This is a genomic window from Nocardia sp. NPDC046763 (assembly GCF_040645495.1).
Lineage (GTDB): Bacteria > Actinomycetota > Actinomycetes > Mycobacteriales > Mycobacteriaceae > Nocardia.
This window is the reverse complement of the sequence record NZ_JBEYYI010000003.1, coordinates 260,235-282,565: the sequence shown is the minus strand read 5'-3', so window position 1 is coordinate 282,565 and position 22,331 is coordinate 260,235. Positions and strand designations below refer to the sequence as shown.

The 22,331-nt window shown below is 67.9% G+C and carries 16 protein-coding genes and 1 pseudogene; 6 read left to right on the top strand and 11 right to left on the bottom strand.

The genetic code is table 11. From position 1 onward, the window contains the following. Positions 1-4 precede the first annotated feature (4 nt). The 4 genes from ABZ909_RS06350 to ABZ909_RS06335 all read right to left on the bottom strand — a co-directional run bounded on the left by ABZ909_RS06350 (position 5) and on the right by ABZ909_RS06335 (position 5,177). On the bottom strand, positions 5-1,807 hold the full coding sequence (locus ABZ909_RS06350) for a choline/carnitine O-acyltransferase (protein ID WP_356996578.1): 1,803 nt from the start codon (positions 1,805-1,807) through the stop codon (positions 5-7). 192 nt (positions 1,808-1,999) lie between these two features. After that, positions 2,000-3,364 carry an NAD(P)/FAD-dependent oxidoreductase gene (locus ABZ909_RS06345; protein ID WP_356996576.1) on the bottom strand — a complete coding sequence of 455 codons (1,365 nt, stop codon included), beginning with the start codon at positions 3,362-3,364 and terminating at the stop codon, positions 2,000-2,002. Between the two features lie 68 nt (positions 3,365-3,432). Continuing rightward, positions 3,433-4,263 carry a class I SAM-dependent methyltransferase gene (locus ABZ909_RS06340; RefSeq protein WP_356996575.1) on the bottom strand — a complete coding sequence of 277 codons (831 nt, stop codon included), beginning with the start codon at positions 4,261-4,263 and terminating at the stop codon, positions 3,433-3,435. A 14-nt stretch (positions 4,264-4,277) separates the two neighbouring features. Beyond that, positions 4,278-5,177, bottom strand: a complete 900-nt coding sequence (locus ABZ909_RS06335; RefSeq protein ID WP_356996573.1) for an arpA protein — start codon at positions 5,175-5,177, stop codon at positions 4,278-4,280. Positions 5,178-5,479: 302 nt separating this feature from the next. Between ABZ909_RS06335 and ABZ909_RS06330 the strand changes: the two genes are divergently transcribed. Then, complete coding sequence (locus ABZ909_RS06330) at positions 5,480-6,394, top strand: toprim domain-containing protein (protein WP_356996572.1); 915 nt, start codon at positions 5,480-5,482, stop codon at positions 6,392-6,394. Positions 6,395-6,413: 19 nt separating this feature from the next. On the opposite strand, the pseudogene ABZ909_RS06325 reads toward ABZ909_RS06330, so the two are convergent. Next, positions 6,414-7,355, bottom strand: a pseudogene (locus ABZ909_RS06325) (YafY family protein); the annotation flags it as partial. 117 nt (positions 7,356-7,472) lie between these two features. Here ABZ909_RS06325 and ABZ909_RS06320 point away from each other — a divergent pair. Then, positions 7,473-8,597, top strand: a complete 1,125-nt coding sequence (locus ABZ909_RS06320) for an epoxide hydrolase family protein (RefSeq protein WP_356996571.1) — start codon at positions 7,473-7,475, stop codon at positions 8,595-8,597. A 48-nt stretch (positions 8,598-8,645) separates the two neighbouring features. On the opposite strand, the gene ABZ909_RS06315 is transcribed toward ABZ909_RS06320, so the two are convergent. The 4 genes from ABZ909_RS06315 to metH form a co-directional block, all read right to left on the bottom strand. Then, entirely contained in the window at positions 8,646-9,017 is a 372-nt protein-coding gene (locus tag ABZ909_RS06315) for an MmcQ/YjbR family DNA-binding protein (protein ID WP_356996569.1), read from the bottom strand. A gap of 74 nt (positions 9,018-9,091) precedes the next feature. Continuing rightward, positions 9,092-9,763, bottom strand: coding sequence for an HAD family phosphatase (locus ABZ909_RS06310; RefSeq protein ID WP_356996568.1), 672 nt, complete (start codon positions 9,761-9,763; stop codon positions 9,092-9,094). Between the two features lie 81 nt (positions 9,764-9,844). Continuing rightward, positions 9,845-11,554: a serine/threonine-protein kinase gene (locus tag ABZ909_RS06305; protein ID WP_356996566.1), complete on the bottom strand. Its 1,710-nt coding sequence runs from the start codon at positions 11,552-11,554 to the stop codon at positions 9,845-9,847. Positions 11,555-11,634: 80 nt separating this feature from the next. Next, entirely contained in the window at positions 11,635-15,213 is a 3,579-nt protein-coding gene (metH, locus tag ABZ909_RS06300) for a methionine synthase (RefSeq protein WP_356996565.1), read from the bottom strand. A 261-nt stretch (positions 15,214-15,474) separates the two neighbouring features. Here metH and ABZ909_RS06295 point away from each other — a divergent pair, with 261 nt between their 5' ends. Next, positions 15,475-16,368: a PAC2 family protein gene (locus tag ABZ909_RS06295; RefSeq protein ID WP_356996563.1), complete on the top strand. Its 894-nt coding sequence runs from the start codon at positions 15,475-15,477 to the stop codon at positions 16,366-16,368. A 95-nt stretch (positions 16,369-16,463) separates the two neighbouring features. Here the strand turns inward: ABZ909_RS06295 and ABZ909_RS06290 are convergent, their stop codons facing one another. Continuing rightward, entirely contained in the window at positions 16,464-16,769 is a 306-nt protein-coding gene (locus tag ABZ909_RS06290; protein WP_356996562.1) for a hypothetical protein, read from the bottom strand. Between the two features lie 245 nt (positions 16,770-17,014). On the opposite strand from ABZ909_RS06290, the gene ABZ909_RS06285 reads away from it, so the two are divergent. Together ABZ909_RS06285 and ABZ909_RS06280 are read left to right on the top strand one after the other, a co-directional pair. Further along, the gene (locus tag ABZ909_RS06285) at positions 17,015-18,154 is read left to right on the top strand and encodes an XRE family transcriptional regulator (protein WP_356996561.1); all 1,140 of its coding nucleotides are present in this window, start codon (positions 17,015-17,017) and stop codon (positions 18,152-18,154) included. Positions 18,155-18,215: 61 nt separating this feature from the next. Further along, entirely contained in the window at positions 18,216-19,016 is an 801-nt protein-coding gene (locus ABZ909_RS06280; protein ID WP_356996560.1) for a DUF2127 domain-containing protein, read from the top strand. Between the two features lie 366 nt (positions 19,017-19,382). Here ABZ909_RS06280 and ABZ909_RS06275 read toward each other — a convergent pair whose 3' ends face one another. Beyond that, positions 19,383-21,458 carry an alkyl sulfatase dimerization domain-containing protein gene (locus tag ABZ909_RS06275; RefSeq protein ID WP_356996558.1) on the bottom strand — a complete coding sequence of 692 codons (2,076 nt, stop codon included), beginning with the start codon at positions 21,456-21,458 and terminating at the stop codon, positions 19,383-19,385. Between the two features lie 205 nt (positions 21,459-21,663). Here ABZ909_RS06275 and ABZ909_RS06270 point away from each other — a divergent pair, with 205 nt between their 5' ends. Next, positions 21,664-22,257: a TetR/AcrR family transcriptional regulator gene (locus ABZ909_RS06270; protein WP_356996557.1), complete on the top strand. Its 594-nt coding sequence runs from the start codon at positions 21,664-21,666 to the stop codon at positions 22,255-22,257. Positions 22,258-22,331: the final 74 nt, after the last annotated feature.

Below are 22,331 nucleotides of genomic sequence, written 5' to 3'. Positions count from 1 at the left end.
TCGGTTATACGGTGAGCAGTTCGGCGAGTTCGGCGACTGCCCCGCGCAGCTGCTCGGCGAAGTCGTGCATCTGCTGGGCAACGTGCTTGGGCGTGGCCAGGTAGAGGTTCCAGCGGTCGGGCAGCAGCACGTAGGCGATGCCGATGCACTTGGGGCTGGTGGAGCCGAACCCGAAGTACTGGATGTTCACCGACGGCGCGGAGCTGGTGCTCAGGTAATCGTCGCGGGCGATGGTCCAGCCGGGGCTGTCGTAGAAGGCCATCGGGGCCGTCGCGCCGAGTTGTTCGCCGCGGCGGCGCTGGATCCACTGCAGTTCCCACAGGTGCTGTTCGGGGGCCTCGCCGCGCTGGCATTCCTGGGCGCGGCGCACGTGTGCCTCGGCGGCGGTGCGCAGGGCCACCAGTTTGCGGTCCCGGTCCACGGCCGGATCCTCCATGGCGGCAACGAAATCCAGCATCTCCGCGGTGATCACGCGCATGGCCTCGGTGCGGCCGTTGCGGAACTGGCGGGTGGCGATGGATTCGTAGGTGGCGCCGTTGAGGCCCTTGCTGCGACGATGCGCGAGCTGATAGCTCAGCTGCGCGAAGGCGTCCGGGGAGATGCCCAGCCGCTTGGCGCGGTTGGTGCCGAAGTCGAAGGACACCGTGGTGGTGGCGTTGTCGGCGGCGTACTGCGCGAAAGACGCTGCGGCGGAGGCGATCTCGGTCTTGGATTCCGGGCCGAGGACGAATTCGACCGGTTCGATGGCGGGCAGGCCCTGCGCTTCCGCGCCCGACCGTTCGGCGTGGTCGCTCACCGGCGCCTCGAGCAGGGTATCGACGAAGGACAGGATGGTGGTGCCGTCCAGGCCGCAGTGCTCGACATTGATGCCGGCCTCGCCGTCGGCGAAGACGATGAACGACACCGACTTGTCGAACCAGCGGTTGCCGCTGTCGCCGTGCAGCAGCTGGTCGCAGGCGTGCAGGGTGTCGCGGGGCGCGAAGTCCTCGAGGCAGACACAGAACAGCGCGGTCTCGATGGTGTCGAAGGCGGCGGCATTGGCGGGCCGCAGGGCGGCATAGACCGGCGCCCAGTCGGCGCGGGCGAGGGTGGTGAGGTGCCCGGGCGAGGTGTTCGTGGCGGCGCGGCGCGCACCGGCCTTCATGACGGCGTGCAGGCCGTCGGAGAGGTCCTCGGGTGTGTAGGGGACGCCGCCGGAACCGATGACGTCCATGCGGAACATGGTGCCACGGTAGAAGACCACGATGTGGCGGGCGTCCGAGGGGCCGGGCCAGGCATCGCTGTAGGGCACTCGCACGGTGTCCTGGGGCGCGTCCGGTATGCGCGTCTCGGAGAACAGGAACTTGTTCTGCGCCATATTGAGTCGCGTGCCGCGCTGGGTGGCGGGCGGGATCTCCTCCTTGTCCAGGCGCAGCTTGTAGCCGACGGTCGCGGCGATAAGGGCGGCGGCGCGCTCGCTCTGGTCGGCGCTGGTCGAGGAGGCGAGGGCGGTGTCGTCGCGGAACAGGAAGAAGAAGTTCGCATTCAACGCGATCCGGTCGCGGCGGCCCAGGTATCGGGAGGGCCAGAACTCGTCGAGCCAGCTGCCCACGCCCGGGGTGTCGTCGAACCGCTGCAGATCGGCGTGCAGGGTGCGGGCGGGGCTGTCGGGGCGCAGCAGATCCTCGACGGCGGCCGCGGTCGCGGCGTACTCGTCGGAAGTCAGCAGGGGCGCGCACCAGTGCAGGAAGCGGGTGCAGCTCTCCTCCAGGGTGGGCAGCGGGACGCGGGGCAGCTGCTCGTCGAAGGCGAAGGTGCTGTCGCTCAAGGGGTGTCCTCGTGGGTTCGTCGGATAGGGGCAACCTGGCTTTTGCACACGCGTGACCGTCCCCCTGGCGGTCACCGCACCCATTCTTGCCATCGAAACCGTCCGAGCGCCAGGCTTTCACCCGAAACCACACACGGTCCGGCCGGGATGTGGAATTCTTGCGCCACAATAATTTTCATGCGAGTTCCGGAGTCACTCGGGATCGCTGAGCCCCTTCAGCGTCCGCGGCACCTCATCGGCCTGCAGATAGCAGCCGGACTGCTCGAATCCGCCGATGGTGTGGGTCTTGTAGTCGCCGTAGCCGATGCGCAGGAAGTCGTCGCCGCTGAGGCCGTGCACGGTCCAGTCGAAGGCCACGCGGGCGCGGGCGACGACCGTGCGCAGCGCCATCAGGTGGTAGCTGCGTGCGACGAATTGCGCTGGGATGCCCCGTAATCCGATGCCCAGCGGCCGGGCCAGCGCATCGCGGCCGCCGAGGTCGACGACCATGCCCAGATCCGGATGCCGGTAGGGCTCGGGCTGTCCGCCGCGCAGGGTCGCGAGCAGGTTCCTGGCCATGTGCTTGCCCTGGCGCATGGCGTGCTGGGCGGTGGGCGCGCACACCTTGTCGCCGCCTTCGGCGATATCAGGCACGGCGGCGGCGTCACCCATGGCCCACACCCCGGGCAGGCCGGGCACGGAGAGGTCGGCGGCGGCGATGATGCGGCCCTTGTCGGTCTCCGCGCCGAGGTGTCCGGCCAGCGGGCTCGGGGTGACGCCGGCGGTCCACAGCACGGTGCGGGAGGGGATGAATCGCCCATTGGTGAGTTTCACCCCGTGCGCGGTGACCTCCGCCGCCGACGCCCCGGAGATGAGTTCGATACCGCGTTCGGCCAGAATCCTTTTCGCTTCCGCGCCGAGCCGCTCCCCCAGTTCCGGCATGATGCGGTCGCCGTGGGTGACCAGGTGCCACCGCACCATGCCGCGTTCCGTCTCGGGGAAGAAGCGATCGGCCGCAGCATGGCAGACCTTGTTCAGTACCGCGGCGGTCTCGGTCCCGGCGTAGCCGGCGCCGATGGTGACGAAGTTGAGCCGTTCCCTGTCCTCGTCGAGCCCACCGCGCAGAGCGGCGACATCGAGTTGCCGCAGCACGTGGTCGCGCAGGTACATGGCTTCCGGCAGGGTCTTCATGCCGAAGCCGTGTTCCTGAAGCCCGGGCACATCGAGGACGCGAGTGATGGAGCCCGGGGCCAGGACGAGATGGTCGTAGTCGAGCGCGGTTTCGCGGCCGGCGGCTCCCCTGCGCACCACCACGCGCCGGGTGTCGTGGTCCACCCCGACCACCATGCCCGGCACCACCTCGGTGCGGCGCAGTATCCGGCGCAGGGATACCGAGACCGACCGAGGGTTGAGGGTGCCGGAGGCGACCTGCGGCAGCAGCGGGAGATACAGCAGCCCGGCGTCGGGCGAGACGAGCTGGATGAACGCCTCGTCGGGCCGGATTCGGCGTTCCAGATATCGGGCGCACTCGACGCCCGCGAAACCACCGCCGACAATTACGATCTTCGCTGGTGCCACCGATTCACCGTAACAATCGCGGGGAGTTTTCAGGTGAATCCGGGATGTGAATTCAGTGTGCGACGTGATCAGTGTTCGGTCGCGACGCTGAATTTCGGCCGGGACAGATACAACTCGGCGTAGAGCCATCCGTCGGATTCACCGCCGGTCGGGTCGATTCCGCTGTCCGACAGGGTGTTCAGCACCCGGGCCTGCTCGTCGGGCGAGGCGAAGCGCCGTTGCCGGAACACGCCGGGTGCGCGTTCGGTGCGGTAGCCGAGAGTCTCCAGGTGGGCGGCGATGGGGTCGAAGGAGAACATGCGCAGCACGAAATGCGCCATCCAGGGCAGTTTTCCGCCGTGGGCGCGGGCCACCCGCAGCAGCGTGTTCTCGGTGATGTAGCCGACGCAGCCGGTGGAGATGATGAGGTCGGCGACGGCGAGGGCGTGGCGCTGGGCCTCGGTGGGGTCGGCCGATTCCAGGTCGGCGTGCACGGCGTCCTGGAGGAAGCCGGCGGCGGTGGCGTAGTCGAGGGCGGGGCGGGAGGCGTCCATGCCGATGAACCGGACCCCGGGGAGCTGATCGTGGGTGCGCAGCAGCCGCTGGTCGCGGTCGATGAGCGTGGCGGTGTCGTCGGTGTCGCGGCCGCGGTACCGTTCGGCGAGGTCGGTCATGGTGGTGTCGAGGCGCAGCAGGGCCGCGTTCACGCCGTAGGAGCAGCCGATATCGAGGACGGTGGGGGTGGCGATGCCGGTGGCCGACCGGAATTCCGCGAGTAGTCGCTGGAAATGCGGTTTGGCCAATTCCGGTATCTGGTAATCCAATTCGGCCATGCGCGCGTAATAATCGCGTGGATCGGGACGGTCGTAGATGTCGTCGAACGAGGCTTTTCCGGTGGAGCTGTGTAACGAAACCGGCACGCGCTGGTCCCTTCTCAGTCGAGCAGTCGATCGCCGCGGACCTCACCGACGGCCAGATGATTCGGCAGCACCCGCCCGAACAGCTGCCGGGTCCGCTCGGCGGTGCCTATCAGTCCTGGGGTGTCGCTGTAGGCGAAGATCGCCGAATGCCGTTGCACCGTCCCGCCTACGGGCGCGACCCGGTGCAACGAGAATCTCCCCTGGAACAGCTGCAGATCCCCCGGCCGCAACTCCAGCCGCCGGATGAACCGTTCCCCCTGCCCCGTCAGCACGGCCCGCACATCGGCGAGGTTCTCCGCCTCCCGCGACCGGATGTTCGGGCAATACTCGAACACCCCACCGCATTCCGGTTCCTGCGTGAGCATGCTGACGGTGAACTCGTTGGTATCGAAATGCCAGGGATGCGACATTCCCGGTGCGACGACGTTGAGGCACAACCCCGCCAGCGGATCGGTGTACTCGTGCAGCTCCGCAAGCCCGAAGCAGTCCGCCACGAACCGCTGGAACCGGCGGTCGGTGTACAGCCGCTGGATCAGCGCGTCCGTGGGAATGAGATCCCTTGCCACGAACGCGTTCCCGCGGTGCAGCACGATCCGTCCCGGATGATCGGGCGGGAGATCGGCATCGAGGGGAATGTTGTAGGCGTTGACGTCCTCCACGGTGTAATACGCGTGCGGAGCCAACGCCACCCCCTCGCTACGCAAGGTATTCAGCAGCTCGGGCCTGATGAACCCGCGCAACACGCAGCAGCCATCCGCGGCCAGCTCCGCCCGCGCCTCTCCCACCGCCGCCAGCCACGCCGCACTCCCCGGCGAGTCCAGCGGATACTTCCCGACATCCACCCCGGGCACCGGCCCACCGCCCGCCAACGCATCGGCTTCCCACGAGTCTGCCCGACCCCCGACCGCAACCATGCGGCCCATTCTTGCCGCCCGAATGCCCGACACGCCCGAGTTCCACTTCGATTGTGGATACTCACTATTCCTGCGCCCCAGCAGGTTTCATGCGGTAAAGGTCGTCCGCTATCTGGCAGCCGCCATCGACCGTCGCGACTCTACGCCACCCGGATCAGCCGATATCCACCGCCCGGGCCGGTCCATCCCGCGCCCGGGTGACACCGACATCAGGCGCTTGATTTCGGTTGCGCTACAACCGAATTCATAACGGTTGACAACGCTCCTCAACGGGGTACACCGGTAGTGAGAGGACCGGCGTGATGGGCAGTCAGGGATCGTGGGAGACCATCAACCGGGCGCTGAATCGGGTGTCCGGGCCGGGGAGGCGCGGCACCGAGTGGACCACCTATCTGTGTCCCGTTCACGAGGCGGATGGGCGGCGCCATCGGCCTTCACTGGGGGTCGTGTACAACCTGCAGCGGCAGCGGACGGTCGTCCGGTGTTTCGCCGGGTGCTCGGATGAGGAGGTGCTGGAGCGGCTCGGGCTGCGGGTGCGGGACCTGTTCGATGCGCCGGCGGAGCCGCGGGGGTCGCTGACGCGGGGGACGGTGGAGACCGGGCTGGCGGATCGGGCCATTTTGGCTGCGGGGCTGGCGCTTTCGGTGCACAAGCGTGACTTCGGTCCGCCGATCGGACGGCCGCGGCGGGTGGCGGCGTACATCTACCGGTGGCCGGATGGCAGTCCGGCGGGGTGTGTGTTCCGGGTTCGGACGCTGCATCGACAGGGGTATGTGAAAAGCTTCTATCAGCAGCACAGGACCGAAACCGGTTGGGAATACGGCGGATTCGCGCACCTTCCGTTTCATTTGCCGGAGGTGATCGACGCCGTCGACGCCGGCCGCGACATCTTCGTCTGCGAGGGTGAGGCGGATGTCCTCACCGCCACGCATGCCGGATCGACCGCCACCTGCAATGCGGGCGGGGCGAACGGGTGGCATCGGGAGCATGCCGCATGGCTGTGCGGCGCGCATCGGGTGTGGGTGGTCGCCGATCGGGATGCGCCGGGGTATCGGCATGCGGCGAAAGTTGCCGAGTCACTGGTTGATTGCGTGGATGAGCTGCGGGTGGTGCAGGCTCGGGACGGGAAGGATCTCACCGATCACTGCAATGCGGGGCATCAGGTGTCGGAACTGGATCCGGTGCCCGTGCTGGACGAGCACTATCGCGGGCAGTGACTCGGCCGGCGGGGCCGACGGCGCGCTGGTAGCGGTCGATCAGAGTGTGCAGGGCGGCGACCAGTTCGGGGGAATCGACGATGTCGAAGTCGGCGTCGAGCAGGCCCAGGTAGAGGGCGAGCATTTCGGGGTGGTCGGAGCCGGGCTCGAAGGCGCAGCGGTTCTCGCCGAGTTCCTCGATGTCGATGGGGATCGGGATGCGGGCACGGACGTGAGCGGCGGGGGCGTGCACGATCACGCGGGCACGGAAATGCCACGTCGCCGAGCCGACTCCGCGTTCTACCCGTGACGCGATCTCGGAGTCGGGCGGCAGGGGGCGCGGGGTGAAGCGCGGTCCGGCCGGGGTGCGCGGGTCCATGCGGTCGACGCGGAAGGTGCGCCAGTCACCCCGGTCGAGATCCCAGGCCAGCAGGTACCAGCGCTGGCGGTGGTTGACGAGGCGGTACGGCTCGACCGCACGCCGGGAGGATGCGCCCGCGTGGGTCCGATAGTCGAACCGCAGGCGTTCGTGGTCGCGACACGCGGCGGCGATGGCGGTCAACGTGTCGGCGCCGACCCGCGGCCCGCGCATCGGAACCGGCAGCGCGTGCTGGAAGGCACTGACCCGGTGCCGCAGCCGTGACGGCAGGATCTGCTGCAGTTTGGTGAGCGCACGCAGCGATGTCTCCTCGATGCCGAGGACCGAACCGCTTGCGGCGGTGTGTAATCCGACGGCCACCGCGACCGCTTCGTCATCGTCGAGCAGCAGCGGCGGCAACGCGCCACCGGCCCCGAGCCGGTATCCGCCGTCCACGCCGGGCCGCGCGTGCACCGGATAGCCGAGTTCGCGCAGTCGATCCATGTCCTTGCGGATCGTGCGCGGGGTGACCTCGAGCCGTGCGGCGAGTTCGGCCCCGGTCCAGTCGCGCCGGGATTGCAGCAGCGACAGCAGCCGCAGCAGACGGGCGGAGGTTTCCAACATTTTTCGATGGTATCCGCGAATCGCGGAACGAACTGTTCCGCAATAGTCCATACCGTGGTGTCGAACTGCAGACGAAGAGCCTCCGGCGAGGTTCTCCCTAGTGAACGGAACAGCCTGATGAGCACCGAGATTCGCCCCTTCACCCTCGACGTTCCCCAGTCCGACCTGGACTATCTGCACGACCGACTGGACCGCGCCCGCTGGGCCGCCCAGCTGCCCGGCACCGGCTGGGAGCGCGGCATCCCCGAGACCGCCCTGCACGAGCTGGCCGACTATTGGCGCACCGAATTCGATTGGCGCGCTCAGGAAGCCGAGCTCAACGCCTTCCCCCAGTTCACCACCGAGATCGACGGCCAGCTCATCCACTTCCTGCATGTCCGCTCCGAACGCCCCGATGCCCGGCCGCTGCTGATCACCCACGGATTCCCCAGCTCGATCGCCGAGTTCATGGGCCTCATCGGCCTGCTCACCGACCCGGCCGCAGGCCCGGCCTTCCACGTGATCGCCCCGTCCCTGCCCGGCTACACCCTGTCCACGCCGCTGAGCGCCATCGGCTGGACCATGGCCCGCGCCGCCCGCGCATGGATCGAGCTCATGGCGCGCCTGGGATACGACCGCTACGGCGTGCACGGCGGCGATGTCGGCAGCGGTGTCTCGGGCCTGGTCGCCGCCCTGGACCCCGAGCACGTCACCGGCGTCCATGTGGTCACCGACCCGCTCACCGCCGCCAATGTCGCGACCTTCCTGCCCGGCCTGGCCGACGGCCTGGACCCCAACGACCCGATCGACAAGGTCATCCTGGACCGGATGGACGCCTTCCGCCGCGAGGGTTCCGGCTACCTGGCCATCCAGAACTCCCGCCCCCAGACCATCGGCTACGGCCTGGTCGACTCCCCCCTGCTCCAATTGGCCTGGATCGCCGAGAAATTCGAGGCGTGGACCGACCTCCCCATCGACCGCGACCAACTCCTCACCACCGTCAGCCTCTACTGGTTCACCGGCTCCGGCGCCTCCGCCGCCCACACCCTCTACGAGCAGTCCCACTCCACCGAATGGGGCGCTCCCCCGTCGGTCCCCCAGGGCTTCGCCATCTTCGGGGCGGACGAAACCGTCCGCCGCGTCGTCCCCGCCCCCGCCGACGCCCACTGGACCGAATTCGAACGCGGCCTGCACTTCCCGGCCATGGAGGCCCCCGCCGACCTGGCCCGCGACCTCCAGACCTTCTTCGGCCCGCTGCGCTGATTCCGCAGAACCGACCGGGCCCGGCGCTATCGCCGGGCCCGTGCCGCGTCACTCCGACGCCGTGCGCCGATCCAGCTCCGCCACAAGCCGTTTCGCCGCCACCACCCGATAGGCGTCCTCGACGATCTCCCCGATCTCGTCCCACTCCACGGCCGTATCCAGATACACGCCGAGCCACCCGCGATGCCCCACATACGGCGGCCGGAAGAACCGCTCCGGCTCAGCGGCCACCAGCTCCGCCTGCACCCCCGCCGGCGCCGCACACCAGAATCCAACCCGCTCGTCATGATGATGATCCGCGAACATCACGAACATCTTCTTCCCACCCGCGAACCAGCACGGTTCCCCATGACTGACCCGCTCGGTCACCTCGGGCAGCCCGGTGCACACGCCCCGCAGCAACTCCAGCACGCTCTCCATACCCGCAGGCTAAGCGACGAACAACCCGCAGCCTTGGACGAATGGGAACCCTGGCGGGGTCATCGTGTTCGCGGTCAGCCGATTCCGGCGGGGACGAGATCTCCGAGGTCGGTCATGGTCAGCCCGACCAGGCTCTCGCGGAAGGTCCGGCCCGGTGCGTCGGGCACCGCGACCTCGCACGGCACCACCAGCAGCGCGCAGCCGGCGGCCTGGGCGGCGATCGAGCCGGTCGGCGAATCCTCGATGGCAACCGCGTTTTCCGGTGCGACGCCCAGGAGTTCGGCGGCTCGGAGGTAGATGTCCGGGGCGGGCTTGCCGTGAGGCACCTCGTCGGCGCAGACGGTGGCGCCGAAGAACTCACGGCCGATGGTGTTCAACCCGTACTCCGTCAGCGACCGCTTGGTGTTGGTGACCAGGGCCATCGGGATACCGGCGGCCCGTACCATTTCCAGCGCCTCGCGGGCACCGGGACGCCACGGCACCGGACCGTGGAACAGTTCGGTGACCCGTCGCTCCATCCAGTGCGAGGCCGTGGCGACGGCCTCGGGGGTGTGCTCGATACCCAAGCCCTCGAACAGAATCCGGAAGGCGTTCGGACCGGACGCGCCGATCAACGCGTGCCGGACAGTGTCGGTCAGCTCCCGCCCGTACTCCCCGGCCAGTTCGCGCAATGCCATGTCCCAGAGCTTTTCCGAGTCCAGCAGCGTTCCGTCCATGTCCCACAACACCGCGTCCAACCGCGCCACCGACTCGAACTCCTTCCGCACCACCTGAACCAAAAACCGGCTCCGCCACGGGCGGAGCCGGTTCAGCCTATCGGGGACCGATCACAGACCCGAGGCCGCGATCATCAGGTGCCCGGTCGAAGAATCGACCTGGATCCACCGGTTCTCGGTGGACACCTGCCCGTTCTTGAGCACGTAGGTCAGCGCCACCACCGCCCGGTTGTCGCCGTTGGGCGTGACCGCGCCCACGCTCACCGACGAGATGCCGCCCCAGAACTGCGCGTATGCGTTGTAGCCGCCCGTGGAGGCCTGGTAGCCGGGCGACAGCACCGACCACGCACCGCTGACATTGCCGGGGAGCATGCCGTAGTAGCCCTGGATGAACGAGGCCACCGAGGTCGCCGGCGGCGGGCCGAACGGTGTCGTCGAGGACGGCGGCACGGTGGTCGTGCTCGGCCGAGCCGAAGAGGTGGGCGCCACCGACGAAGTCGGCGCGGGCGTGGTGGTCGGCGCGTGTGTGGCCGCACCCGCCTCGCCGTTGCGCGTGGGCTGCTGGGTGCCGCCGTCGGCCTGGCCCATATTGTCCGGGGAGGTCGCCGGAATCGGCGAGGCCGCCGCGGTGACCGAGCCCCCATTGTTCGCCAGCGGCTGGTTGCCGCCGCCGCTGTTGCTGCTGACCGCCACGGCGATCACGACGGCCACGACGAGTGCGCCCACCACGCCGGCCGCCACCAGCACCAGCTGCCGCGGATTCCGGGCCGCGCCACCGGTTTTCGCTCCGCCGGTCGCGCCCGGCGGCGGCGTGCCCGGCACCGTCCCGCGCGGCGGCGACGCATCCGTGGCCATGTCGACGTGCACGGTGGCGTCGGTGGCATTGCTGGGCGCGCCGCTGCGCGAGGTCGACATCACCGTCGTGGCGGCCGAACCGTCCACGGCGGCAGCGGCACTCATCGCGGGCAGCACCTTGGTCTGCTGGATCGGCGCGGCCGGGGCCCGCCCCTCCGCCACCGCCTGCAGCCGTTCGGCCGCCTGCACCATGGTCGGCCGGTCCGCGCCCTCGGCCGCGAGCAGGTCCATCAGCACCGGCGCGAGCGCCGCGGCATGGGTCGGCGGCGGCACCTGGGCGCGCGCCACCGAGTGCAGCACCGCCAGCGGGTTGTCGCCCTCACCGAAGGGCGGCTTCCCCTCGACCGCCGCGTAAAGCGTTGAGCCCAAGGCGAACACGTCGGAGGTCGGCTCCGGGTTCTCGCCCCGCGCCACCTCCGGCGACAGATAGGCGGGCGTACCCGCCAGGAACCCCGTGGACGTGACGGTCACGTCCCCGGTGGCCCGCGAGATGCCGAAGTCGGTGATCTTCACCGTCCCGTCGTCGGCCACCAGGATGTTGGCGGGCTTGACATCCCGGTGCACGATCCCGGCCTTGTGCGCCGCGGCCAGCGCATCGGCCACCTTGGCCCCGATCCGCGCCACCTCGACCGGTTCGAGTCGCCCCTTCTCCCGCATGCGCGCCGCCAGGCTGACGGCGTCCACGTATTCCATGACGAGCCAGGGCTGGCCGTCCTCCTCCGCCACGTCGAACACGGTGACGGCGTTGGGGTGATGCAGTCGCGCCGCGATGCGCCCCTCGCGCATCGCCCGCATCCTGGCCTCGACGGCCTGAGACCGGGTCAGCCCCGGTGTCAGCAGCAATTGCTTGACCGCGACCGTGCGCCGCAGCCGAACGTCGGTCGCGCGCCACACGACCCCCATCGCACCGGTGCCGATCGGATCCGTTAGCCGGTACCGCCCCGCAATCAGCCGGTCTGCGCTCATGTGGTTGTGCCCCTCCTGCTGGCTTTCGCGCCGAGCACCCCTGCAACTCTGCGCGAAAGCCCGGAAATCTGGTGAAAATATTAAGCGTTGAAGTACTTGGCTTCCGGGTGCAGCAGCACGAACGCGTCCGTGGACTGCTCCGGATGCAGTTGCAACTCCTCCGACAGCATCACTCCGATCCGGCCGGCGTCCAGGAGCTCCACGAGCTTGGCCCGATCCTCCAGATCCGGGCAGGCACCATAGCCGAACGAGTACCGTGCGCCACGGTATCCGAGTTTGAAGTAGTCCAACACATCGGCGGGATCCTCGTCTGCGACCGAATGCCCTTCCAGTGTGAGCTCTTCCCGAATCCGGCGGTGCCAAAACTCGGCGAGTGCCTCGGTGAGTTGCACGCCGATGCCGTGTACCTCGAGATAGTCGCGGTAATTGTCGCCCGCGAACAGCACATTGGCGAAGTCGGCGATGGGCTTACCCATGGTGACCAGCTGGAACGGCAGCACATCCACCTGCCCGGTCTGCTTCGCGTACTCGCGCGAGCGAATGAAATCGGCGACGCAGAGGAACCGGTCGCGTTGCTGACGCGGGAATGTGAACCGGAAGCGTTCCGGCGCATCGGGATTCGGTTCGGTGAGAACAATCACATCGTCGCCCTCGGAGACGGCCGGGAAATAGCCGTACACCACCGCAGCGTGCTGCAGCACACCCTCGGCGGTCAGCCGGTCCAGCCAGTACCGCAGGCGCGGACGGCCTTCGGTCTCCACCAGCTCCTCGTAGGAGGGCCCCTCGCCGCCGCGCTGGCCGCGCAGGCCCCACTGGCCCAGGAACAGTGCCCGCTCGTCGAGCAGGCTCGAGTACTCGTTGACCGACAGGCCCTTCACGATGCGCGAACCCCAGAACGGCGGCGTCGGCACCGGCAGCTCCGCGGCCACGTCCGAACGCGCCGGCACCTCGACCGGCACCTCGGCGGCCTTGCGCTGCTCGGCGATCCGCTTGGACCGCTCGTGGCGGGCCTTGCGCTCGGCGGCCTTCTCGCGGGCGGCGATGGCCTCCGGAGAATCCGGGTCGGACGCGCCGCCGCGCTTGATGGTCATGATCTCGTCCATGAGCCGCAGGCCCTCGAAGGCGTCACGCGCATAGTGCACCTCGCCGTCGTACACCGCGGTGAGATCGTTCTCCACGTACGCGCGGGTCAGTGCCGCGCCGCCCAGCAGCACCGGGAACTGCTCTGCGACACCGCGGCTGTTGAGCTCCTCGAGGTTCTCCTTCATGACCACGGTGGACTTCACCAGCAGCCCGGACATGCCGATGACATCGGCCTTCTTGTCCACAGCGGCATCCAGGATCGTCGAAATCGGTTGCTTGATACCGAGATTCACGACCTCGTAGCCATTGTTGGACAGGATGATGTCCACCAGGTTCTTGCCGATGTCGTGCACGTCACCCTTGACCGTGGCCAGCACGATGCGGCCCTTGCCGGAATCGTCGGTGGCCTCCATGTGCGGTTCCAGGTAGGCGACCGCGGTCTTCATGGTTTCGGCCGACTGCAGCACGAACGGCAGCTGCATCTGCCCCGAACCGAACAGCTCGCCAACGGTTTTCATGCCCGCCAACAGCGTCTCGTTGATGATCTGCAGCGGCGGCACCTCGGTCATGGCGGCATCGAGATCGGCGTCCATGCCGGCCTTCTCGCCGTCGACGATGCGCCGCTCGAGCCGCTCGAACAGCGGCAGCGCCGCCAGTTCCTCGGCCCGCGACGCCTTCGACGAGGCCGCCGACACGCCCTCGAACAGCGCCATGAGCTTCTGCAGCGGGTCGTAGTCCTCGGTGCGGCGGTCGTAGACCAGATCCAGCGCCGTCTGCCGCTGCTCCTCCGGAATCCGCGACATGGGCAGGATCTTCGAGGCGTGCACGATGGCCGAATCCAGGCCCGCCTCGACGCATTCGTTCATGAACACCGAGTTGAGCACCTGCCGCGCGGCCGCGTTCAGGCCGAACGAGATGTTCGAGAGACCCAGCGTGGTCTGCACATTCGGGTGCCGCTTCTTGAGTTCACGGATGGCCTTGATGGTTTCGATGCCGTCACGCCGCGACTCTTCCTGGCCGGTGCCCAGGGTGAAGGTCAGTGTGTCGATGATGATGTCGGACTCGTCGAGCCCCCAGTTGCCGGTGATGTCGGCGATGAGCCGCTCGGCGATCTCCACCTTCTTCTCGGCGGTGCGCGCCTGGCCCTCCTCGTCGATGGTCAGCGCCACCACGGCCGCACCGTGTTCGGCGACCAGCGCCATGGTCTGCTGGAACCGCGAATCCGGGCCCGCGCCGTCCTCGTAGTTCACCGAGTTGATGGCGCAGCGCCCGCCCAGGTGTTCCAAACCGGCCTTCAGCACCGGGGTTTCGGTGGAGTCCAGCATGATCGGCAGGGTGGACGCGGTCGCCAGCCGGGAGGCCAGCTCGGTCATGTCGGCGGTGCCGTCGCGACCCACGTAGTCCACGCACAGGTCCAGCATGTGCGCGCCGTCGCGGGTCTGGTCCTTGGCGATGTCCAGGCACTTCTGCCAGTCGCCGGCCAGCATGGCGTCCCGGAAAGCCTTGGAGCCGTTGGCATTCGTGCGCTCACCGATCATCAGGACCGAGGCGTCCTGCTCGAACGGCACCGAGCTGTAGATCGACGAGATGCTCGGCTCGTGCACCGGATCCCGCTTGGCCTGCTGGACCTCGCGCACCGCCTCGGCCACCTGCCGGATGTGCTCGGGCGTGGTGCCACAGCAGCCGCCGACCAGCGACAACCCGAACTCGGACACGAACTGGGTCAGCGCGACCGCCAGCTCCTCCGGCGTGAGCGGGTACTCGGCGCCGTGCGCGCCGAGGATCGGCAGACCAGCGTTCGGCATGACCGACACCGGCAGCTGCGCGTGCTTGGACAGATGCCGCAGATGCTCGCTCATCTCGTCCGGACCGGTGGCGCAGTTGAGCCCGATCATGTCGATGCCGAGCTTTTCCAGCGCGGTCAGCGCCGCACCGATCTCGGAGCCGACCAGCATGGTGCCGGTGGTCTCCATCGTCACGTGCGTGATGATCGGGATCCGGCGCCCGGCCTGGTCCATGGCCCGGTGACTACCGGTGACCGCGGCCTTGACCTGCAGCAGGTCCTGGCAGGTCTCGATGAGGATGGCGTCGGCGCCGCCGTCGAGCATGCCGAGCGCGGCCTCGCTGTAGGCGTCGCGCAGCGCGGCGTAGGGCGCGTGGCCCAGGGTCGGCAGCTTGGTGCCCGGACCCATGGACCCCAGCACGTACCGGGGAGTCCCGTCTGCGGACGGTCCCATCTCGTCGGCCACCTCGCGGGCGAGGCGGGTGCCGCGCTCGGACAGGTCGCGAATGCGGTCGGCGATGTCGTAATCGGCCAGGTTGGGCAGGTTGCACCCGAAGGTATTGGTCTCGACGGCGTCGGCGCCGGCCTCGAAGTAGGCCCGGTGGATGTGACGCAGCACGTCGGGACGGGTGTCGTTGAGGATTTCGTTGCATCCCTCGAGGCCACGGAAATCGTCGAGAGTGAGATCCGCGGCCTGCAGCATCGTGCCCATCGCACCGTCCCCGATCACGACACGCCGTCTGAGCGTGTCCAAGAGGGTGGTGTCGAATTCGGCGCGGCTGCGTACAGACATGTACTCAAGAGTAGAGGGAGACGCCGACAAGCTGAATTTGACTGCCTCCGCTCCGCTGCGGCGGGTTCGCGGCCCTGGAGACCTCGTTCGTCCCTCCCCCGCTCCTCCGCTTCGCTCCCCCGCTCCAAGGCGGAGGTCGATCAAGCCGCAGTCCAGGACGAGACAGGCCGCGAACCATGGGTGAACCACGGCGAGTCGCGGCGGGCTGCACGATTGCGCGTCGCATGCACACCAGGTCTGCCCACACCGTAGGCTGACCGGGTGAACGCCAGTGAATCCCCGGTGCCACCCGAGTCGGACCTGCCTACGCTGCGGGATCCGGTGCTCGTGGCCGCCTTCGAAGGCTGGAACGATGCGGCCGATGCCGCCAGTGGCGCGGTCGAGCATCTGGAACTGATCTGGGACGCGCAGCCGCTGGCCGAGCTCGACTCCGAGGACTATTACGACTATCAGGTGAACCGGCCGACGGTCCGGCAGGTGGACGGGGTGACCCGCGAGATCCAGTGGCCCTCGGCCATGCTGTCGGTCTGCTCGCCCCCGGGCAGCGATCGGGACGTCGTGCTCCTGCGTGGCGTCGAACCGAATATGCGCTGGCGCAGTTTCTGCAAAGACATCCTCGAATTCGTCGAGCAGCTCGGCGTGTCCACGGTGGTGATCCTGGGCGCGCTGCTGGCCGACACCCCGCACACCAGGCCGGTTCCGGTCACCGGGACCGCTTACAACAAGGAAGCCGCGGAGCGCTTCAACCTGGAACAGACCCGCTACGAGGGACCTACCGGTATTACCGGAGTGCTGCAGGACGCGTGCGTGCGCGCGGGCGTCCCGGCCATCTCCTTCTGGGCGGCGGTGCCGCACTACGTCTCCCAGCCGCCCAACCCCAAGGCCATCATCGCCCTGCTGCACCGGGTCGAGGACGTCCTCGATGTCGAGGTGCCGCTCGGCGGTCTGCCCGAGCAGGCCGAGGAGTGGGAGGGCGCGGTCAACGAGATGACCGCCGGTGACGAGGAGATCGCCGAGTACGTGCGCTCGCTCGAGGAGCGCGGCGATGCCGAGGTCGACATCAACGACGCCATGGGCAAGATCGACGGCGACGCCATCGCGGCCGAGTTCGAGAAGTACCTGCGCCGCCGCGGACGAGGCGGCTTCGGTCTCTGATACCGGGCTCCGGCACCAAAACCATTGCCGCATCTGCGGCACCAAAACCATTGCCGCACCTGCGTTTCGGCGCAGGTGCGGCATCGTTTCGACGGCTAGTGCTCTACGGCCCAGATCTTGACAGAGGCCTCGTGGGCCAGCTTCGCGATCAGAATGTCGCGCGGAATGGTTTGCCCCGCAAGGTGATCGAGCGAAGGCACCACCACGTGGTGGGCATCGGCACGCTTGAGTTCGGCCGTCAGCTCCGCGAACGCGGTGCCGTCGCCGGGGGTCGATTCATGGAACGTGGCGGCGAAGCAGAGGCCGGCGGATCGGGCGAGCCCGCACATGGCATTCTCCAGCTCTTCGCTGCGGCCGTCGGCCAGATCGTCACGCACGTACCCATAGATCAACGCTTCCACCCGAACCTCCGTTGGATTGGGGACCGCTGTCATGAATGTGCCCTGTTGAACAGTTTGACGTAATCACGAATGCAATTGCAGATGTCAACCCACTGACATCGAGATGCCCTATCCGGGTCCATCTGTCGTTAACTGGTGAGATACTACAGAGCGTGTCCGCCGCTGACGATCGACCTGTCTGGGCTGTCCGAATGCGTACCGAACGTGATGCTCGGGGGTGGTCTCAAGCCGATGCGGTCCGTGCCATGCGGGGCAAGTCGAGCCACAATCTGCCAACGGACAGCACACTTCTGCGCAATTGGCGGCGCTGGGAGTCCGGGGAATCGCGGCCGGACGATTTCTACGCACCGATCATCGCGGCGGCTTTCGACACGGTGACGCCGGCCTTCTTTCCCAAGGCCCGGCCCAATCGGGACGACGAGATGCTCTCGGCCACGGGGATGGACACACTGGAATTCATTGGGCGGCTACGTATGTCCGATGTGTCCGCCTCTACGCTCGACGCGATTCGCATCACCGCCGATCGGTTGTGTTCGGAGTATCCGTGCGCCGATCCCCACGAGTTGCACGCCGAGGGCACGGCGTGGCTGCGGCGGATCACTTCGCTACTGGACGGTCGCTTGACTCTCGCGCAGCATCGGGAGGTACTGGTGCTGGCCGGATGGGTTGCCCTCCTGGTCGGTTGCGCCGATTACGATCTCGGCTGGCGCACCGCCGCCGAGGCGACCCGCCGGGCCGCGCTCGCCCTCGGCCAGGAGGCCGAGCATGCCGAAATCATCGGCTGGGGAGCCGAAATGGCCGCCTGGTTCGCGCTCACCCAGGCCAACTACCGGGGCGCCATCGACACCGCCGAGGCCGCGCACGCCACTACCGACCGCCTGGGCGTCGGCGTCCAGCTGGCGGCACAGCGGGCCAAGGCGTGGGCGCGGCTGGGCGATCGGCGCGAGGTGGAAAGGGCACTCGCCCAGGGCCGTTCGATTCTGGACACCATCGAGCATCCGTCCAATCTGGACAATCACTTCGTGGTCGATCCGCAGAAGTTCGACTTCTACGCCATGGACTGCTGCCGGGTAGCCGGGGACGATCGGCTCGCGGAAAACTATGCCCGGCAGGTGATCCTGACCTCCACCCGTCCCGACGGCAGCATCCGCAAACCCATGCGGGTCGCCGAGGCGCACCTGACGCTGGCGGTGGTCGCCATCCGCGATCGCAATCTGGAACTCGCCCTCGACGAGGGCGCGCGGGCCTTCGCCGGCAAGCGCCGCTCGCTGCCCTCGCTCATGTGGATCGCGGGTGAGACGGCACGGGAGATGATCGAGCGCTTCCCCGGCGATCCGCGCACCCGGACCTACCTGGATCAGCTGCGCGCACTCGCCGCGGGCTGACACATCCCTCGCAGCACGTGCGGACACCCCTCGGGCGCGCCCACCGGTTACGCTCACGCGCATGGACTTCAGTCTGTGGACCTGCGCTGCCCGAGGGCACGAGACCTACGCCCCTACCGAGCCCGAGCTCGCGGCACGCCTCCACGTCGCCACCCCGGCGGGTGAATCCTGGCGCTGCCTGCGCTGCGGGGATTTCGTGCCGGGCGAGCCGCGCCGCACCGGTGCCGCCGACGACGCGCCCGAGGTGCCACGCGGCCGGCTGCTGCGCGACCGCCTCATCATGCGGCTGCTGGCCGCCGAGCGCATCATCCGCGGCATCGTGTTCATTCTGCTGGGCGCGGGCGTGCTGAAGCTGCGCGGTTCCCGCGAGCACTGGAAGTCCAACTGGGACAAGGATCTTCCGCTGATCCGGCAGCTGGCCGACCAGATCGGTTTCAACCCGGACCATTCCAAGATCATCCGGGGCATCGACAAGGCCTTCACGCTCTCGCCGAACGTGCTGATCTGGATCGCGGTCGGCCTGTTCGCCTATGCCACCATCGAACTCATCGAAGCGGTGGGCCTGTGGATGGTCAAGCGGTGGGGTGAATATTTCGCGGTCATCGCCACCTCCATCTTCCTGCCGCTGGAGATCTACGAGCTCACCGAGAAGGTCACCGTGCTGCGGGCAGGGGCGCTGCTGGTAAATGTCGCCGCGGTGATCTGGCTGCTGTGGAGCAAGCGGCTGTTCGGACTGAACGGCGGGGCCGCCAAGTATCACGCGGAGCATCACTCCGAGAGCCTCATGACCGTCGAACGCGCGGCCGTCGCAGCGCAATCCGAGCAGCGCACCGAACGCATCGTCACCCAGCGCGCACAGTGACCACGGGCGGCCCGGTCACCCGGGCACGCCGAGACCATGGTCCAGGGTGGGCCAGGATTTGATCAGTTCGTCGCGGAAGACGGCCCAGGCATCGCGTTCGCCGAATCCGTCAGCAGCGCACCGGTTTCGGTGACCGAATCGGCGGGCGCGGCCCGCGCGGCCACCGGTGCGGCGAGGGACGCGACGGCCAGCTACCCGACGATCGCAGCGCTCCGCAGCCGATGCCGCACTGGTCCCCCCGAGATCGATGGTGAGGTCGACTCGTCCACGACCGGAAGGCTGTAACCCGCACATCTATTCATGGATGTCGCGGCGTGACGCCCCCGGTAACTCCCGTCGCGCCGCGACATTCCACCGCGCGGAGTATTACGGGGTGACGATGTTGAAGTTCGGGTCGGGCTTGTCCATGACGTCCTTCAACTGCTTCAGCTTGGCCGGGTCGCCGCTGACCTTGATCGCGCCGGCCAGGATCTCCTTCACGATGTCCTTGGCTCCGGTCATGGTGGCGATCAGCTCGAGCCGGGACAGGGTGAAGGTGGCGTCCGGGGCCGAGCCCTTGAAATCGGCGGGAAGCACGTAGTGGATGAGCACGCCGTTGCGGAGCTCGGTGCGGTAGGTCCGGTTCTGGTCGGTAATGATCCAGTCGTTGACCAGGTGCAGGTCCCACGCCTTGGGGCCGTTGATCAGGAAAGCGGCCGAGTCGAAGACCTGGTCCACGCTCAGGGCGCTGATCATGCTGGCGGAGTTGGCCTTGATCGGGGTGCCGAAGGTGCCGTTGCGCAGCTCATAGGCGCCGGAGAGGAAGAAATTGCGCCAGGTGGCGTTCTCCGAGCCGTAGCCGAGCTGCTCGAAAGCGCTGGCCTGCAGCATCTTCGCCTTCTCGTTGTCCGGGTGGGCGAAGATCAGGTAGTTGAGAACCTGGACGCACCACCGGTAATCACCGTCGGAGTAGGCCTTGCGGGCCACCTTCAACGCCCCGCTCGCACCACCCATGGCGTCCACGTGCCGCTTGCCGGACTCGACCGGCGGGTGCTCCCACAGGTGCGCCGGGTTGCCGTCGAACCAGCCCATGTAGCGCTGGTAGATGGCCTTCACGTCGTGGCTGACCGAACCATAGTAGCCGTGGTTGTACCACTTGCCCTCGATGGCCGGCGGCATCTGGATCATCTCGGCGATCTCGATGCCGGTGTGGCCCTGGTTCAGCATGCGCAGGGTCTGGTCGTGCAGGTAGGCGTAGGTATCCCGTTGCAGCGACAGCCATTCGGTGACCTTGTCCGCTTCCCACATGGGCCAGTGGTGCGAGGCGAAGGCGACGTCGTACTTGTCGGAGAACATGGTGATGGTCTCGGTCAGGTACTGCGACCACACGTGTGCGTCGCGAACCAGCGCGCCGCGCAGGGTGACCAGGTTGTGCAGGGTGTGGGTGGCGTTCTCCGCCATGCACATCGCCCGGAAGTCGGGGAAGTAGAAGTTCATCTCCGATGGCGCCTCGGTGCCCGGGGTGATCTGGAAGACGACCTTGATCCCGTCGATGGTTTCTTCCTGGCCGGTGTGGGTGACGTCCTTGTTCGGCGGGATGAGGCTCACCGTGCCGACCGAGGTGGTCATGCCCAGGCCCGCGCCGACCTGCCCCTTCGCACCACGCGGCAGCGCCGCGCCGTACATGTAGGCCGAGCGGCGGGCCATGGCGGTGCCGGCGAAGACGTTCTCCTCGACCGCGTGCTCCATGAAGCCCTGCGGCGCGATCACCGGGATCCGGCCCGAGGCAGCGTCTTCCAGGCTGATGACACCGAGGGCGCCGCCGAAGTGGTCGACATGGGAGTGGGTGTAGATCATGCCGACGACCGGCTTCCGACCGCGGTGCGCGAAGTACAGGTCCATGCCCGCCGCGGCGGTCTCGGTCGAGATCAGCGGGTCGATGACGATGACGCCGGTCCTGCCCTCGATGATCGTCATGTTCGACAGGTCGAGACCGCGGATCTGGTAGATGCCCGGAACCACCTCGTAGAGGCCCTGTTTCACCACCAGCTGCGACTGCCGCCACAGCGAGGGGTGCACCGAGTTGGGGCAGGCGCCCTGGATGAATCCGTAGGAATCGTTGTCCCACACCACTTTTCCATTGGCATCCTTCACCACGTCCGGCTCGAGCGCGGCGATGAAGCCCTTGTCGGTGTCGGTGAAGTCCTGCTTGTCGGAGAAGGGCAATGAGGATTGCGCCTGATGCTGCTGGTCGACGATGTGGCCGCTCGGATCGACCGGATCCTTGCTGGTCTGCTCGGCAGTGGAACCGTTGTCGCCGTTGCTGTCGCACCCGGCGACGGCGGCTCCGACGCCGGCGGCCACCAGTGCGGCCGCGCCCACCCCGAACGCCCCTCGGCGCGACACCGTGAAGCCGCCCGGCTTGCGGTCGTCGCCGTTGTTCGTGAGGTCCGCGTCGGTCATCAGCGCTCTCCTGTCTCCATGCGGTCGATGTGCCGGACAGAACGAGTAGCCGATCATTCGCTGCAATTCTGCCGTGCCCGCCACAGTACATCACTATTGCAGTACTACTGCAATATGATGGCTGCGTGACATCACCCATGACCCCGCGAACCCTCCGCCGGACCTGCGTGCACGCGCTCCGACCAGATGTGATCGGATTCTCGTCATGAGCGAGGGCAAAGGCGACGGCCCACGGCGGCGGCGCAACCCGGAACAGACCCGCGGGGCGATCATCGAGGGCCTGCTGTCGGCGGTCCACGACGGCGAGTTCGACCCCACCACCCGCAGCATCGCCGAGCGCGCCGGGGTGTCCGAACGCAGTATCTTCGTGCACTTCCCAACCCGGACAGCGCTGATCACCGCGGCGGTGGATCAGCAGTCCGAGCAGGTCGAGGCGCTGCTGGCCGAGATCGACCCGGAACTGCCACTGGCCCAGCGCATCGAGGCGGTGGTACGCCAGAGCGAAGCCATCTTCACGCTGCAGCGCGAGCCCCGGGTGCTCGGGCTCATCGAATCCTTGCGCACCCCGGCAGTGGACACCCGGATGCGGTTGACCGACAAGCGGATTCGGGACGCGCTCACCCGCGCCTTCGCACCGGAACTGGACGACGCCGAGGGCGAGCAGCTGCTCGATCTCGTCGACGCCACCGTGGGCTGGCCGTACCGCCACCACCTGATGGACCGGCGCGGCCTGTCCAAACGCGCCGCCTCCGAGGCCGTCGGCCGCGCGCTCACCGCCATGCTCACCCTCGAACGCTGACCGGACCGACCCGGCCGCACCGGTCGCGGGTGACTCGGGGGTCCGGAATTCAGTAAAGATCGATGCGTGTTGCT

What these genes read in the sequence shown, in the direction of transcription:
- ABZ909_RS06280 (WP_356996560.1), top strand. Translation starts at nt 18,216, where the DNA reads ATGGACTTCAGTCTGTGGACCTGCGCTGCCCGAGGGCACGAGACCTAC.
- ABZ909_RS06330 (WP_356996572.1), top strand. Translation starts at nt 5,480, where the DNA reads ATGGGCAGTCAGGGATCGTGGGAGACCATCAACCGGGCGCTGAATCGG.
- metH (WP_356996565.1), bottom strand. Translation starts at nt 15,213, where the DNA reads ATGTCTGTACGCAGCCGCGCCGAATTCGACACCACCCTCTTGGACACG.
- ABZ909_RS06315 (WP_356996569.1), bottom strand. Translation starts at nt 9,017, where the DNA reads ATGGAGAGCGTGCTGGAGTTGCTGCGGGGCGTGTGCACCGGGCTGCCC.
- ABZ909_RS06270 (WP_356996557.1), top strand. Translation starts at nt 21,664, where the DNA reads ATGAGCGAGGGCAAAGGCGACGGCCCACGGCGGCGGCGCAACCCGGAA.
- ABZ909_RS06285 (WP_356996561.1), top strand. Translation starts at nt 17,015, where the DNA reads ATGCGGGGCAAGTCGAGCCACAATCTGCCAACGGACAGCACACTTCTG.
- ABZ909_RS06335 (WP_356996573.1), bottom strand. Translation starts at nt 5,177, where the DNA reads ATGGTTGCGGTCGGGGGTCGGGCAGACTCGTGGGAAGCCGATGCGTTG.
- ABZ909_RS06275 (WP_356996558.1), bottom strand. Translation starts at nt 21,458, where the DNA reads ATGACCGACGCGGACCTCACGAACAACGGCGACGACCGCAAGCCGGGC.
- ABZ909_RS06305 (WP_356996566.1), bottom strand. Translation starts at nt 11,554, where the DNA reads ATGAGCGCAGACCGGCTGATTGCGGGGCGGTACCGGCTAACGGATCCG.
- ABZ909_RS06320 (WP_356996571.1), top strand. Translation starts at nt 7,473, where the DNA reads ATGAGCACCGAGATTCGCCCCTTCACCCTCGACGTTCCCCAGTCCGAC.